Origin of the sequence: Rhodococcus jostii NBRC 16295 (assembly GCF_001894825.1) — a bacterium.
In the GTDB taxonomy this organism is placed as follows: domain Bacteria; phylum Actinomycetota; class Actinomycetes; order Mycobacteriales; family Mycobacteriaceae; genus Rhodococcus_F; species Rhodococcus_F jostii.
This window is the reverse complement of the sequence record NZ_BCWY01000038.1, coordinates 60,850-73,538: the sequence shown is the minus strand read 5'-3', so window position 1 is coordinate 73,538 and position 12,689 is coordinate 60,850. Positions and strand designations below refer to the sequence as shown.

At 67.9% G+C, this 12,689-nt stretch carries 15 protein-coding genes; 7 read left to right on the top strand and 8 right to left on the bottom strand.

From position 1 onward, the window contains the following. Positions 1 to 4: 4 nt before the first annotated feature. Positions 5 to 1,651: a sensor histidine kinase gene (locus tag RJ1_RS23900; RefSeq protein WP_073364517.1), complete on the bottom strand. Its 1,647-nt coding sequence runs from the start codon at positions 1,649 to 1,651 to the stop codon at positions 5 to 7. Positions 1,652 to 1,769: 118 nt separating this feature from the next. On the opposite strand from RJ1_RS23900, the gene RJ1_RS23895 reads away from it, so the two are divergent. After that, positions 1,770 to 2,393: a Tat pathway signal protein gene (locus RJ1_RS23895; RefSeq protein ID WP_073364516.1), complete on the top strand. Its 624-nt coding sequence runs from the start codon at positions 1,770 to 1,772 to the stop codon at positions 2,391 to 2,393. A 12-nt stretch (positions 2,394 to 2,405) separates the two neighbouring features. Here RJ1_RS23895 and RJ1_RS23890 read toward each other — a convergent pair whose 3' ends face one another. From RJ1_RS23890 to RJ1_RS23870, 5 genes are all read right to left on the bottom strand, one after another. Beyond that, positions 2,406 to 3,131 (bottom strand): SRPBCC family protein, encoded by a 726-nt coding sequence (locus tag RJ1_RS23890; RefSeq protein ID WP_073364514.1) that lies wholly within the window; start codon positions 3,129 to 3,131, stop codon positions 2,406 to 2,408. A gap of 72 nt (positions 3,132 to 3,203) precedes the next feature. After that, positions 3,204 to 3,530, bottom strand: coding sequence for a cupin domain-containing protein (locus tag RJ1_RS23885; RefSeq protein ID WP_005254209.1), 327 nt, complete (start codon positions 3,528 to 3,530; stop codon positions 3,204 to 3,206). A gap of 73 nt (positions 3,531 to 3,603) precedes the next feature. Continuing rightward, positions 3,604 to 4,002 (bottom strand): hypothetical protein, encoded by a 399-nt coding sequence (locus RJ1_RS23880; RefSeq protein WP_073364561.1) that lies wholly within the window; start codon positions 4,000 to 4,002, stop codon positions 3,604 to 3,606. A 72-nt stretch (positions 4,003 to 4,074) separates the two neighbouring features. Then, the gene (locus RJ1_RS23875) at positions 4,075 to 4,581 is read right to left on the bottom strand and encodes a dihydrofolate reductase (protein ID WP_073364513.1); all 507 of its coding nucleotides are present in this window, start codon (positions 4,579 to 4,581) and stop codon (positions 4,075 to 4,077) included. Beyond that, positions 4,581 to 5,381, bottom strand: coding sequence for a thymidylate synthase (locus RJ1_RS23870; RefSeq protein WP_073364511.1), 801 nt, complete (start codon positions 5,379 to 5,381; stop codon positions 4,581 to 4,583). Before RJ1_RS23870 ends, RJ1_RS23875 begins: the two co-directional genes overlap by 1 nt. 87 nt (positions 5,382 to 5,468) lie before the next feature. On the opposite strand from RJ1_RS23870, the gene cobF reads away from it, so the two are divergent. The 5 genes from cobF to RJ1_RS23845 all read left to right on the top strand — a co-directional run bounded on the left by cobF (position 5,469) and on the right by RJ1_RS23845 (position 9,732). Then, on the top strand, positions 5,469 to 6,209 hold the full coding sequence (cobF, locus tag RJ1_RS23865) for a precorrin-6A synthase (deacetylating) (protein WP_073364509.1): 741 nt from the start codon (positions 5,469 to 5,471) through the stop codon (positions 6,207 to 6,209). Positions 6,210 to 6,264: 55 nt separating this feature from the next. After that, the gene (locus tag RJ1_RS23860) at positions 6,265 to 7,131 is read left to right on the top strand and encodes an Fpg/Nei family DNA glycosylase (RefSeq protein WP_073364508.1); all 867 of its coding nucleotides are present in this window, start codon (positions 6,265 to 6,267) and stop codon (positions 7,129 to 7,131) included. Positions 7,132 to 7,169: 38 nt separating this feature from the next. Then, a complete protein-coding gene (gene purT / locus RJ1_RS23855) occupies positions 7,170 to 8,381 on the top strand; it encodes a formate-dependent phosphoribosylglycinamide formyltransferase (protein WP_073364506.1) in 1,212 nt (403 codons plus the stop codon). Then, positions 8,378 to 8,860 carry a DUF456 domain-containing protein gene (locus tag RJ1_RS23850; RefSeq protein ID WP_073364505.1) on the top strand — a complete coding sequence of 161 codons (483 nt, stop codon included), beginning with the start codon at positions 8,378 to 8,380 and terminating at the stop codon, positions 8,858 to 8,860. The genes purT and RJ1_RS23850 overlap by 4 nt, the downstream gene beginning before the upstream one ends. Positions 8,861 to 8,958: 98 nt before the next feature. Further along, a complete protein-coding gene (locus tag RJ1_RS23845) occupies positions 8,959 to 9,732 on the top strand; it encodes a hypothetical protein (RefSeq protein ID WP_073364503.1) in 774 nt (257 codons plus the stop codon). Here RJ1_RS23845 and RJ1_RS23840 read toward each other — a convergent pair. After that, complete coding sequence (locus RJ1_RS23840; protein WP_073364501.1) at positions 9,729 to 10,484, bottom strand: amidohydrolase family protein; 756 nt, start codon at positions 10,482 to 10,484, stop codon at positions 9,729 to 9,731. The two genes, RJ1_RS23845 and RJ1_RS23840, sit on opposite strands and share 4 nt — an antisense overlap. A gap of 106 nt (positions 10,485 to 10,590) precedes the next feature. Here RJ1_RS23840 and RJ1_RS23835 point away from each other — a divergent pair, with 106 nt between their 5' ends. Further along, entirely contained in the window at positions 10,591 to 11,160 is a 570-nt protein-coding gene (locus RJ1_RS23835) for a TetR/AcrR family transcriptional regulator (protein ID WP_073364500.1), read from the top strand. A 72-nt stretch (positions 11,161 to 11,232) separates the two neighbouring features. Here the strand turns inward: RJ1_RS23835 and RJ1_RS23830 are convergent, their stop codons facing one another. Further along, positions 11,233 to 12,624: an FAD-dependent oxidoreductase gene (locus RJ1_RS23830; RefSeq protein ID WP_073364498.1), complete on the bottom strand. Its 1,392-nt coding sequence runs from the start codon at positions 12,622 to 12,624 to the stop codon at positions 11,233 to 11,235. Between the last annotated feature and the right edge of the window lie 65 nt (positions 12,625 to 12,689).

The following is a 12,689-nucleotide window of genomic DNA, read 5'->3' as shown; positions in this document are numbered from 1 at the left end:
GTCTTCACGCCAGCGGAACCCGCCAGCTGACAACGGTTCCGCCGCCGGTGGCGTCGACGGTGCAGGTGCCGCCGCACTGCTCGGCGCGACGATCGAGGTTGTCGAGTCCGCTGCGCCGGGCGCCGTCGGCGATCCCGATGCCGTCGTCCGTGACTGTCACGGTGAGGTCGTCGTCGGCGGCCACCGAGATGTCGATGGTGGTGGCGCGTGCGTGCCGCAGTGCATTGCTCAGGGCCTCCCGCAGGACCGCCTCCGCGTGCTGGTGGATGCGGGCGGGCACGAGAGTGTCGATGGCGCCGGAGAACTGGACATTGGGCGCGATCGGCGACTGCGAGGTGAGGTCGCCGATCACGTCGAGGAGACGGCGGCGCAGACTCGTCGCCGACGCGACTCCGGTGGCCTGCAGATCGAAGATGGTGGTGCGGATCTCACGCACTGTGCGATCGAGCTGCTCGACCGCGGTGGCCACGACCCCGCGCACACCGTCCGGAACGTCCCCGACCGCGTGGGTGCTCTGCAGACTCATTCCGGTGGCGAACAACCGCTGAATGACGTTGTCGTGCAGGTCGCGGGCGATCCGATCGCGGTCGGCGAGCACCGACAGCAGGCGTTGCTTGCTCTGCTGATCGGAGAATTCCACCGCGACGGCGGCCAGGTCGGCCACCGACTCGAGGCGGACGACCTCGTCGGGATCCCACGGGGCGTTGCCCCGCGCCGTGACGACCAGTACCCCGCCGACTCCCGACGCCGTCGACAGCGGCAGCACCGCCGCGCGGCCCGCCTCGGCGGAGAACGGTACGAGACCGTCGAGTCCGGTCAGCAGCGCCGGAGTGCGGGAGTGCAGTACCTCGGCGAGAGGCTCCGTTCGGGTGGCGTTCCGGAATGCATTGCGCAGCGGTCGCGCGGTCGTGTCGGCACCCACCACCGCGCCTTCGCCGAGTGTGACCACGATGAAAACCTCGTCACCGCTGGACAGCTCGCGCACCTGATCGGCAAGCGTGTGGAGTGTCTCGTCGAGGGATCCGCCGACCATCAGCCGGGACGTGATCGTTGCGACCGCCGTCAGCCACCGCTCCCGCGTCCGTGATTCCTCGAACAGCCGGGCGTTCTCCACGGCCACACCGGCCGACGTCGCGAGCGCACGCAGGATCACCTCGTCCTCGTCGGTGAACTCGGGTCCGCTGAGTTTCTCGGTGAGGTAGATGCTGCCGAACACCTTGTCCCGCATCATGATCGGCATGCCCAGGAAGCTCTTCATCGGCGGGTGGTTGGGCGGGAAACCGATCGATCCCGGATGGTCGGCGAGGTTGGCGAGGCGCACCGGCCGGGGGTCGTGGATCAACAGTCCCAGCAGGCCACGGCCTTCGGGCAGATGTCCCATGTGCGCCCGCTCGTCCGCGGTGATGCCCTCGTAGACGAACTCCGACAGCCCGCCGTCGGGCGCATGGACCCCGAGGGCGCCGTACCGGGCGTCGAGCAGGGAGGTGGCCGAATTGACGATGCGCTGCAGGGTGGAATCCAGTTCGAGTCCGGACCCGACCACGAGGACCGCCTCGAACAGTCGCTGCAGACTTCGGCGGGTGGGCACCACATCGGTGAGCCCCTCCCGAAACTCACTGAACCTCGCCCCGTGCCCTCCGTCCGATCCCATGCCTGCAGCATAAGGTCCGCAGCGGGCGTAACGCCGCGAACCGCCGCGTCGATAAGGGCTCGAGTGTTTACTCATCCGAACTAATGCTTACTCATTCGTGTGACGAGGGAGAAGAAGAATGAATCGACGGCACTTCGGACGACGGGTAGCGGCGGGTCTGACCGCAGCAGTGGCAGCGACGATGATGTTCACCGGTGCCGTGTCGGCGCAGCCCGCGGACTCGGCTCCCGCCGTCGACCCGGCGACCGCGATTGCGAAGCTGCGCACCGTGGCCGCCGGAAACCCCGAGGCGGAGGCCGCCATCGAGCGACTCGCCGCGTCCCCGACGGACACGGCCGCGACGAACATCGCCCTGCCGGGACAGATCTTCCAGGTTCCCGCGTACTCCGACACCGGGCAGGGCGGTCCGGTGCTCGGACAGCTGTACGGCGCGGGCGTGGCGACCGACATGAGCAACGAATTCCGCTTCGGATTCTTCGGCGGACCGGGCGTCATCGCGAGCGACCAGACCGGCGCCGAACTCGACGTCGTCTACTACAGCTTCGCCACCGGTGCCAGCGGCATCGTGAAGCTGGACAAGAACAATGTCGCGGTTCCCACGGTCGTCTCCACGGCGCCGGTCGCCGGACTCGGCAGCGGACTGGTGGTGGCAGCCGTGTACGGGTCGCTGAACCACCAGGTGGGGCCGGACGTCGTCAAGAGCACCATCTGGTGGCCCACCCTGGGTACCGTGCTCGCCTGACCGTTCGCGAACTCAGGTGGCAGGTTCGGCTCCCGGCCGGGCCTGCCACCACTCTGTCCAGCGCTCTTCGAGTTCGACCCACTCCTCGTCGTCCAGGTCGTACGCGACCAGCAGGATCTGCGCACCGCCGTTCGGCCGGGCCGCGTTGACGGGCTGCTCACCGAACTGCAGCAGTCCCGGGCCCAGGTCGTCCACGCTCACCGCGGTCTGGTGTTCCCCGACGGAACACACCACTCCGCGCAGCAGGTCGCCCGTCTCGGCGACCACGTTGTAGTGATCGCCGACCTTCAAGCCCTCCAGCTTGTCGAGCCCGAGCAGATGACGCGCCGAATCACCCTCAGCGACCGGGCCTTCCAGGAACAACGTGCGACGCTCGTCGAGCCCGTGCCGCTCGATGCCGAACTTGAGGGACTGCAGGAACGTGGTCCAGCCCTCGGTGATGTCGTCGTACCAGTCGTCCGCGGCGGGGTCCCCCGTGCGGGGTGGCCGGGTTACCCGCACCACGGTGGTTCCCTCGCGCTCGTGCAGGCTGAACCGATCGGCCTTGTCGAGGGCGAGGACGAAGTGGGCGGCGTCCTCCGTGACGTCGTCGAAGTAGATCTGACGGATCTCGTCGGCCAGGCCGTCGTAGTCCCAGCCGTGCCAGCGTCGAATCAACTCAGGGTCGCGCAGGGCCTGCCACACCACCGCGGGCGCCGCTGCGATGGACACCTCGAGCACGGGCTGAGATTCGGTCATCTGTTCTCCTGCGTCTCCACTGCTGTGCGTGCCGGTCTCGACGATACCGGCGAGCGGTGGATGGCCCGGCCGTCACATGGCGACGGTGAGCAGGAACGCGACGTCCTCGATCGCCTCGACACTGTGCCGATCGGTCGGTAGGACCAGCAGATCGCCGGTGGAACCCTTCCACGAGTCCTCCCCGGACACGAGGTTCAACTTGCCGCTCAGGATGAACAGGGTGGCCTCGCCCGGGCTCTCGTGCTCGGCCATCTTCTGACCCGCGGCCAAGGCGATGACGGTCTGTCGGAGGCTGCGCCGATGCCCGCCGTACACGGTCTGCGAACTGCGGCCGCTGGACGTCCCGCCTGCCAACTTCAGTTGCTGACGGGCAAGGGCGGTCAGTGACTTCTTGTCCATGAGGTGAGTATGAACCACTGCGCGCACCGTCACCCGTCGAATGGGGTAACGGTGCGGCGGCAAAGGTGTGCTTTCAGCGCCGGGTGAGGGCCCAGCCCTGGGCTGCGGCGAAGGCGCCGACCACGACGGCCTGCAGCAGCACCCAGACGACACCCACCGTGGTGAGAGGCTGCCACTCCGTCAGCACCAGCGCCACGCTCGCGCCCACCCAGGCGAGGTTCGAGAGGACGAGGGCCTCCACCGCGGCCGGCGCGGGTCGGTCCGGCACGCTCACCGCCCACACGGCGGCCGAGAACACGAGCAGGAAGATTCCGATGGCGTGCAGGAAGCCGGCGGTCGGGCCGAGGACGTCGTCGAGGACGGTGGCAGCGGCCACGTAGGCGATGCCGTTGGCGCCGGTGACGGCGGCGTCTACGCGGAGGACGAGGCGCAGTGGGGAGAGAGCGGTGCGGGATTCGAGTGCGGCGATCATGTCGGCGATCCTCACGTGAGACGAGTGAACGGGTACGTCACCCAGAGTCGCGCCGAAGCCGAATGCTCTCAATTACCTCGGAGGTAATGCCCTCGTGTAGGTGATCCATCGGTAGCGGGTGCCGTTCTTCGCCGACGTGAGCCACTCACCGGTGTCCTGCGCACGCCAGGAGTCGTCGATGGGCGGCGCCCACGCGTCGCCCTCGACCGCGACGTCGATCTCGCTGACCGACAGTCGGGTGGCGAACGGCATTGCCGCCGTGTAGATCTGGGCACCGCCGATGACGCACACGTCCTCGTCGGTGAGGGCGAGCGCGGATTCGATCCCGTCGGCGGATTCGGCCCCCTCCGCGGTCCAGTCGGCCTGACGACTGATCACGATGTTGCGTCGCCCGGGCAGGGGACGGAACCGCCGGGGCAGCGAATCCCACGTCCGGCGGCCCATCACCACCGGATGCCCCTCGGTGACCCTCTTGAAGTACGCCATGTCCTCGGGGACGTGCCACGGGATGGTGTTGTCGCGGCCGATGACCCCGTCGACGCCCTGGGCCCACACCAGTGTGACCTGCCGGGACGCCACTAGACGGCCACCGGCGCCTTGATGGCGGGATGGTGGCGGTAGTCGACGATCTCCACGTCCTCGAACGTGTAGTCGAAGATCGAATCGCGCTTGGTCAGCTTCAACGTGGGATACGGCAACGGTTCCCGGCTCAACTGCTCGGTGACCTGGTCGACGTGGTTGTCGTAGATGTGGCAGTCACCGCCCGTCCAGATGAAGTCACCCGGCTCGAGCCCCGTCTGCTGCGCCACCATGTGGGTGAGCAGCGCGTAGCTCGCGACGTTGAACGGCACGCCCAGGAACAGGTCGGCGCTGCGCTGGTACAGCTGGCACGACAGCTTGCCGTCCGCGACGTAGAACTGGAAGAACGCGTGGCACGGCGCCAGCGCCATCTGCGGGATGTCGCTGACATTCCATGCCGACACGATGATGCGCCGCGAGTCCGGGTTCGACGTCAGCGTCTCGATCGTCTGGGTGATCTGGTCGATGTGCTCGCCCGACGGCGTCGGCCAACTGCGCCACTGCACGCCGTAGACGGGTCCCAGTTCGCCGCCCGCATCCGCCCACTCGTCCCAGATCGTGACGCCGTTGTCCTGGAGCCACTTCACGTTGGAGTCGCCGCGCAGGAACCACAGCAGCTCGTAGACGATGGACTTGAGGTGCACCTTCTTGGTGGTGATCAGCGGAAACCCGTCCGCGAGGTTCCAGCGCATCTGATGACCGAAGACGCTCTTCGTGCCGGTGCCGGTGCGATCGGCCTTCGGGGTGCCCGTGTCCATGACGAGTCGGAGCAGGTCTTCGTACGGGGTCGGCACAGTCACGCCGACCAGTTTAGGCGGCTCCGCCGCCCGTGCGTGGTTTGCGGGTCCAGGGACTCCTCGAGCACGCACGAGCGATAGCCTGCGCACATGCGTGAACTCTTCGTGATCGGCATCGGCGCCGGCGACCCCGACCAGGTGACGGTGCAGGCGATCAAGGCGATGAACAAGGCCGATGTGTTCTTCGTCATCGGCAAGGGCGACGAGAAGCAGGACCTCGTAGACCTGCGCACCGGCATCCTCGCGGAGCACGTCACCGGCCCGTACCGGGTCGTGGACATCGTCGATCCGCCCCGCGACCGCACACCGTCCGACTACGAGGGCGTCGTGGACGTCTGGCACGAGCGGCGGGCGGCACTGTTCGAGGCGGAGTTCGCGTCCGAGCCGGGGGTCGGGGCGATCCTCGTGTGGGGCGACCCGTCGCTGTACGACAGCACACTGCGGATCGTCGAACGCGTGCTCGCCCGCGGCAACGTGTCGTTCGACTACTCGGTGATCCCGGGCGTCACCAGCGTGCAGTCGCTCGCCGCGCAGCACCGGATCGTGCTCAACCGGATCGGCGAACCCGTCCACGTCACCACCGGGCGTCGCCTCGCCGAGGGACTGCCCGACGGCGTCGACAACGCCGTGGTCATGCTCGACGCCCACTGCACGTTCACACAGGTCCCCGGCGACGACGTCCAGATCTGGTGGGGCGCCTACCTCGGCACCCCCGACGAGGTGCTGATCTCCGGCCGCCTGCGCGACGTCGAGGACGAGATCCAGCGGGTGCGCGCCGAACTGCGTGAACGCAAGGGCTGGATCATGGACACCTACCTCCTCCGCAGGTGAGTGGGAAAGTGTGGAGGAGCACACTTTGCCACTCACCTACCGTTAGCCTGGGACCATGCCCGAGCTGCCCGAGGTGGAGGCGTTAGCCGAGTTCCTGCGTGCACACGCCGTGGGAGCGGTCGTCGGCCGCGTGGACGTGGCGGCGCTGAGCGTGCTGAAGACGTTCGACCCCCCGATCACGGCGCTCCAGGGCCGCGACGTGACCGGCGCGGCCCGGTTCGGCAAACACCTCGCACTCGACTGCGCCGGGTTGTGGCTCGTCACGCACCTGTCGCGCGGGGGCTGGCTGCGCTGGACCGACAACCCGTCCGCGGCACCGCCGAAACCCGGGAAGGGCCCGCTGGCGCTGCGGGTCCACTTCTTCACCCCCGAGGGCGCGACCCCGGCGTTCGACCTGACCGAGGCGGGCACCAAGAAGCGGCTCGCCGTGTGGGTGGTGCACGACCCACAGGAGGTCGAAGGGATAGCCCGGCTCGGACCCGACGCGCTCGCCGTCGCCGAACCCGAGTTCGCGGCGCTGCTGTCGACCACGTCGGCGCGGATCAAGAATGCGCTCGTCGACCAGTCGCTGCTCGCGGGTGTGGGCAATGCGTACTCCGACGAAATCCTGCACACCGCAAAGATTTCCCCGTTCGCCACGTCCCGGACGTTGCCGGAAGACCAGGTGCACGTGCTGTACGACGCGATGCGCTCCGTGCTGGCCGACGCCGTCCAGCGGTCGCTCGGCCAGGACGCGGCGCGGCTGAAGGGGGAGAAGCGATCCGGGATGCGCGTGCACGCCCGGACCGGCCTGCCCTGCCCGGTCTGCGGCGACACCGTCCGGGAAGTGTCGTTCGCGGAGAAGTCTTTTCAGTACTGCGCGACGTGTCAGACCGGAGGCAAGGTGCTCGCCGACCGCCGGATGTCGCGCCTGCTGAAGTAGGCGCCGACCCGCAGCGGCGCCCGCATATAGTTGTGACCATGCGTGAACAGGCACCCGGACGGTTCGGTACTCCTCTGACGGCAGGCGCGACCCGCGTCATGCTGCTCGGGTCGGGTGAGCTGGGCAAAGAAGTGATCATCGCCCTGCAACGGCTCGGGGTCGAGGTCATCGCCGTCGACCGCTACGACAACGCGCCCGGCCACCAGGTGGCGCACCGTGCGCACACGATCGACATGAGCGACCCGGATGCGCTGTTGCGTCTCGTCGAGGCGGAACAGCCGCACTTCGTGGTTCCCGAGATCGAGGCCATCGCGACCGATGCGCTGGCGACGGTCGAGGAACGCGGCACCGCGGTGGTCATCCCCACCGCGCGGGCTACGCAGCTGACCATGAACCGCGAGGGCATCAGGCGCCTCGCGGCGGAGGAACTGGGGCTGCCGACGTCGCCCTACGAGTTCGCCGAATCGCTCGGGGAGGTCCGGGCGGCCACCGACCGCATCGGCTTTCCCTGCGTGATCAAGCCGGTGATGTCGTCGTCCGGCAAGGGACAGTCGACGGTGCGCGGCGCCGGCGAGGTCGAGAAGGCCTGGGACTACGCACTCGCGGGCGGCCGCATCAACCACGGCCGCGTCATCGTGGAAGGATTCGTCGACTTCGACTACGAGATCACGCAACTCACCGTCCGGGCACTCGGGGCCGACGGCGAGGTGGGCACCTTCTTCTGCGAACCCATCGGGCACCTGCAGGATTCGGGTGACTACGTGGAGTCGTGGCAGCCGCAGCGGATGAGTGACACGGCGCTCGCCCGGTCGCGGGAGGTGGCCGAGAAGGTGACGTCGGCGCTCGGCGGCCGCGGGATCTTCGGGGTCGAATTGTTCGTGAAGGGTGACGACGTGTACTTCTCGGAGGTCAGCCCGCGCCCCCACGACACCGGTTTGGTAACCCTTCGGACGCAACGGCTCTCGGAGTTCGAACTGCACGCCCGCGCCATCCTCGGACTGCCGGTCGACACCACCCTGACCTCGCCCGGTGCGTCCGCGGTGATCTACGGCGGCGTCGACGCGGTCGGCATCGGCTTCGAGGGCGTCGCCGACGCAATGGCCGTGCCCGAGACGGACCTGCGGCTGTTCGGCAAACCGGAGAGCTTCGTGCGCAGGCGGATGGGCGTCGCCGTGTCCACCGGACCGGACGTCGAGACCGCGCGTAGTCGCGCGCGGGATGCGGCCTCGCGCGTCACGCCGGTCGCGTGAGTCCGGGCGCAGAAGTCCTCGTCGGCCTGGCCATCGCCGTGGGGCTCGTCGGAATCGTCGTCCCGATCCTGCCCGGCACCATCCTCATCTTCGCCGCAATCCTGGTGTGGACCATCATGACCGGCGGTGCGACAGCGTGGACGGTGTTTGCGGTGGCCACGGTCTTCCTTGTGGTCAGCGGTGTCGTCAAATACACCTGGCCGGGCAAGCGGATGCGCACCGCAGGAGTGCCCAACACGTCGTTGATCGTCGGCGGCCTGGTCGGGATCGTGGGGTTCTTCGTCGTTCCCGTGGTCGGGTTGTTCCTCGGGTTCATCGCGGGAACGTATGTGGCCGAGATCTACCGGTTGCGTTCGCACAACCGCGCGTGGGCGTCGACGTGGCACGCCTGCAAGGCCGTCGGGCTGTCGATGCTCATCGAACTGCTGGGCGCCCTGATCGCCGCCGGGGTGTGGCTCGCTGCGGTGGTCGCAACGTAGGTCACGCGAAATCGTCGCCGAGGGGTATCCAGAAGTGTCCTCCACCTGCGATGATGAAATGCGGATGTTGATCTTCCCGGCTAGCGGAGGAATGCGCCGTGAACAAGAAGACGACCTGGATCCTGGCGCCCCTCGCTGCCGCGACCCTCGCACTGAGCGGCTGCGGCGACAACTCGTCCGACTCTTCGGCGACCAGCGCAGCCAGTACGACGAGCGCCGCCGAGGCCACGAGTAGCGGTGAAGCGGCGCCCGCGTCGAACATGATGGAGAAGGTTCCGTCCCCCTTCGTGATGACCCCGCAGGTGGAACCGACCTACGTCGGTTCGGTCGACGGAACCGACGCGTACATCGCGCTGGCCAGGTCCGGGGACGACATGATCGCCTTCCTGTGCGACGGAGACCAGATGTGGACGTGGATGACCGGCACGATGGACGGCGACAAAGCGACGCTGTCCTCGCCGGACGGGGCGACACTCACCGCGTCGATGAGTGACGGCACCGTGACGGGGCAGGTCAGCGCGCCGGGTATGCCCGACAGGGCGTTCCAGGCCCACCCGGCCGCTGCCGAGGAAGGCATGTTCCGCGCCACCACCAACCGCGACGGTGCCGACTACACCCTCGGCTGGATCATGACCAACGACGGCGTCCGCGGGCTCGAACGGCAGGCCAACGGATCGTCCACCGGGGCCATCGCCGTCGACCGGAATGAAGACCAGATGGACGATCGGCAGCGTGAGCGGCGGCAGGAACGCCGCGAACAGTTGGACTGCGACGAGATGCAGAACTACAACATGTGGCTGGTGTCGCAGCCGCAGACGCCGCCGGTGGTCGAGATGGCGTCGATGAACAGCGTGCAGATGGACGGCTGCTAACAGGTTCCTGCGGGTGTGTCGCAGCGGTACCAGGCGCGCGCGTTGCCGCCCATGACTGTGTCGAAGTCGTCGCCCACCGCCTGCGCGACGATGTCGATGTCGCTGTCCTGGAACACTCTTCGGGACCGGCTGCCCGGCAGGTCGGTGCCGAACATCAGCGCCTCCGGGTTGACGGCGTGAATCTTGCGGAGCACGTCGCCGACGTTCTCGATGGTGGTCCGCCCGAACCCGGTGGCCTTGACCCGCACACCTCGATCGACGAGATCGAGTAGGTACGGCAGACCCCGCGTCGACATTCCGAGGTGGTCGATGCACACGGCGGGGAGCTTGGCGAACACCGGCTCGAGCGACAGCAGCAGGGTGGCGTCCACGTAGAACTCGGCGTGCCAGCCGGCCAGCTCGTACGCCCGCAGAGCCTGCTTGGTGAGGAGCTTGACGTCGGTCGCACTGCGCCGGAGGTTGAACCGGACCGCCCGGACCCCGGCGCGGTCGAGTTCGAGGATGCTCTCGTCGGTGGCGTCGGGCTCCATCTGCGTCACACCGACCCAGCTGGGGCCGAGCTCCTCGAGCGCCGCCTTCAGATAGTTCTGATCGGTGCCCTGATACGACGCGGTGACGACGGCGCCGCCGTCCACCCCGAAGCCTTCCGTGCGCGACCGGTAGTCGGTGATCGTGAAGGGTTCCGGGAGGTAGCCGTGGTTCTCGACCACCGGGAACCGGGGATCGATGATGTGAACGTGGGCGTCAAACACGACTTATATCCTGCCTTGTCCGGGGCACCGGCCGCGTGCCGGAGCCGTCCACGAGTGCTGGTACGAGCGTCGTACACGCCCGTCCGGCACTCTCTAGGCTGGCGTCATGGGAAATCGCGAGGACCTGATCGACGGCGCCACGCGCAGCCTGTACGAGAAGGGGTACTCGCGCACGACGGCCCGGGACATCGCATCGGCGTCCGGGGTGAGCCTCGCGGCAATCGGCTACCACTTCGGCACCAAGGACGCGCTGCTGCATGCCGTCCTGTACCGGGAGATGGCACGCTGGGGCGACGACCTCGCGGCCGCCGCGGCGAAGAAGATCGAACCCGGCATGAGTCCGGCGGAACGGTTCGAGGCCATCTGGAGCGGTGTCATCGAGTCGTTCACCGCCCATCGTCGCTTGTGGATGCTGCAGTTCGAGCTGCTCGGGCACCTGGACTCCCTGCCGGAATTGAGAAAGAACCTGGTGGCGTCCACCGCCGATGCCCGCGACGGCCTGGTCGAACTGTTCGGCGACGCGGGGATCGCGCCCGGCCGGGCGCACACGCTGGGCGCGCTGTATCAGGCGTTGTTGCTCGGGGTCGCCGAGCAGTGGCTGGTGGACCCTGACAACGCGATGTCGGCCGAGGAACTGCTCACGGCGTTGCGTGCGCTGTCGGCGCACCTGGTCTGAGACGCGCACCTGGTCTGAGACGACGGAAGGGAACCTCCCCGCAGGAGGTTCCCTTCGCGCCGATTCGGAAGATCAGGCCTTGTCGGGCTCGCTGGCCTTGAGCATGTCCTCGCGCTCGACGACCTTGATCCGCTCACGGCCCTCGGGCTCGCCCAGGCTGCGCTCGTGCGCGTCCAGGCGATACCAGCCCTGCCAGGTGGTGTAGGGGACCTGCTTGCCCTCGAGGAAGTCGATGATCGCGTCCTCACCCGGGTTGGCGGGCTCGGGGAAACCGGCCCGGTCCTCGAGCAGGTTCGCGACGGTCTCGTTGGCGTCGCCCTTGGTGTGGCCGATCAGGCCGACGGGGCCACGCTTGATCCAGCCGGTGACGTAGGTGGCCGGCATGAACCGGTCGTTGCCCTCGGCGGTGTCGTCGGAGATGACGCGCCCGGCCTCGTTCGGGACGGTGCCGGCCTGCTCGTCGAACGGGAGTTTGGCGATGTTCTGCGACAGGTACCCCACGGCGCGGTACACGGCCTGCACGTCCCAGTCGTTGAACTTGCCGGTGCCCTTGACGTTGCCGGTGCCGTCGAGCTGAGTGCGCTCGGTGCGCAGACCGACGACCTTGCCGTCTTCGCCGAGCACCTCGGTGGGCGACTCGAAGAAGTGCAGGAACAGCTTGTGCGGGCGGTTGCCCACGTCGCGGATGGCCCAGTCCTGCAGGGTGTTGGCGACCATGTCGACCTGCTTGGAGTTGCGGCGCGCCTGCTCGGAGCCCTCGTCGTAATCGATGTCCTCGGGATCGACGATGACCTCGATGGTCGGCGAGTGGTCGAGTTCACGCAGCTCGAGGGGGGTGAACTTGGCCTGCGCGGGACCGCGGCGACCGAACACGTGGACCTCGACGGCCTTGTTGCCCTTGAGTCCCTCGTAGACGTTGGCGGGGATCTCCGTCGGCAGCAGTTCGTCGCCGGTCTTGGCGAGGACGCGCGCGATGTCGAGGGCGACGTTGCCGACGCCGAGGACGGCGACCTTCTCGGCCTCGAGCGGCCAGGTGCGCGGCACGTCGGGGTGGCCGTCGTACCAGGACACGAAGTCGGCGGCGCCGTAGCTGCCGTCGAGTTCGATGCCCGGGATGTTGAGGGCGCGGTCGGCGTTGGCGCCGGTGGAGAAGATCACCGCGTCGTAGAAGTTGTGCAGGTCTTCGAGGGTGATGTCGCTGCCGTAGTCGATGTTGCCCAGCAGGCGGACCGACGGCTTGTCGAGCACCTTGTGCAGGGCGGTGATGATGCCCTTGATGCGCGGGTGGTCCGGGGCGACGCCGTACCGGATCAGACCGAAGGGGGCCGGCATCCGCTCGAAGAGGTCGATGCTGATCCCGCCGTCAGACGCGGCATCGGATTTCATGAGAGCGTCGGCTGCGTAGATACCGGCGGGGCCGGCACCCACGATCGCAACGCGCAACGGACGTGTCTGATCAGTCATCTGGAGCGAACTACCTTCTGATGGGCGGACAACGAAACCTCAGCTTAAATTAAGCCCAGCCTAAT

Bases quoted from the DNA above. Each gene is read 5' to 3' on its own strand.
- RJ1_RS23830 (WP_073364498.1), bottom strand. From the start codon at position 12,624: ATGACTGATCAGACACGTCCGTTGCGCGTTGCGATCGTGGGTGCCGGC.
- RJ1_RS23885 (WP_005254209.1), bottom strand. From the start codon at position 3,530: ATGGACAAGAAGTCACTGACCGCCCTTGCCCGTCAGCAACTGAAGTTG.
- RJ1_RS23895 (WP_073364516.1), top strand. From the start codon at position 1,770: ATGAATCGACGGCACTTCGGACGACGGGTAGCGGCGGGTCTGACCGCA.
- purT (WP_073364506.1), top strand. From the start codon at position 7,170: ATGCGTGAACAGGCACCCGGACGGTTCGGTACTCCTCTGACGGCAGGC.
- RJ1_RS23835 (WP_073364500.1), top strand. From the start codon at position 10,591: ATGGGAAATCGCGAGGACCTGATCGACGGCGCCACGCGCAGCCTGTAC.
- RJ1_RS23860 (WP_073364508.1), top strand. From the start codon at position 6,265: ATGCCCGAGCTGCCCGAGGTGGAGGCGTTAGCCGAGTTCCTGCGTGCA.
- RJ1_RS23900 (WP_073364517.1), bottom strand. From the start codon at position 1,651: ATGGGATCGGACGGAGGGCACGGGGCGAGGTTCAGTGAGTTTCGGGAG.
- RJ1_RS23890 (WP_073364514.1), bottom strand. From the start codon at position 3,131: ATGACCGAATCTCAGCCCGTGCTCGAGGTGTCCATCGCAGCGGCGCCC.
- RJ1_RS23880 (WP_073364561.1), bottom strand. From the start codon at position 4,002: ATGATCGCCGCACTCGAATCCCGCACCGCTCTCTCCCCACTGCGCCTC.
- cobF (WP_073364509.1), top strand. From the start codon at position 5,469: ATGCGTGAACTCTTCGTGATCGGCATCGGCGCCGGCGACCCCGACCAG.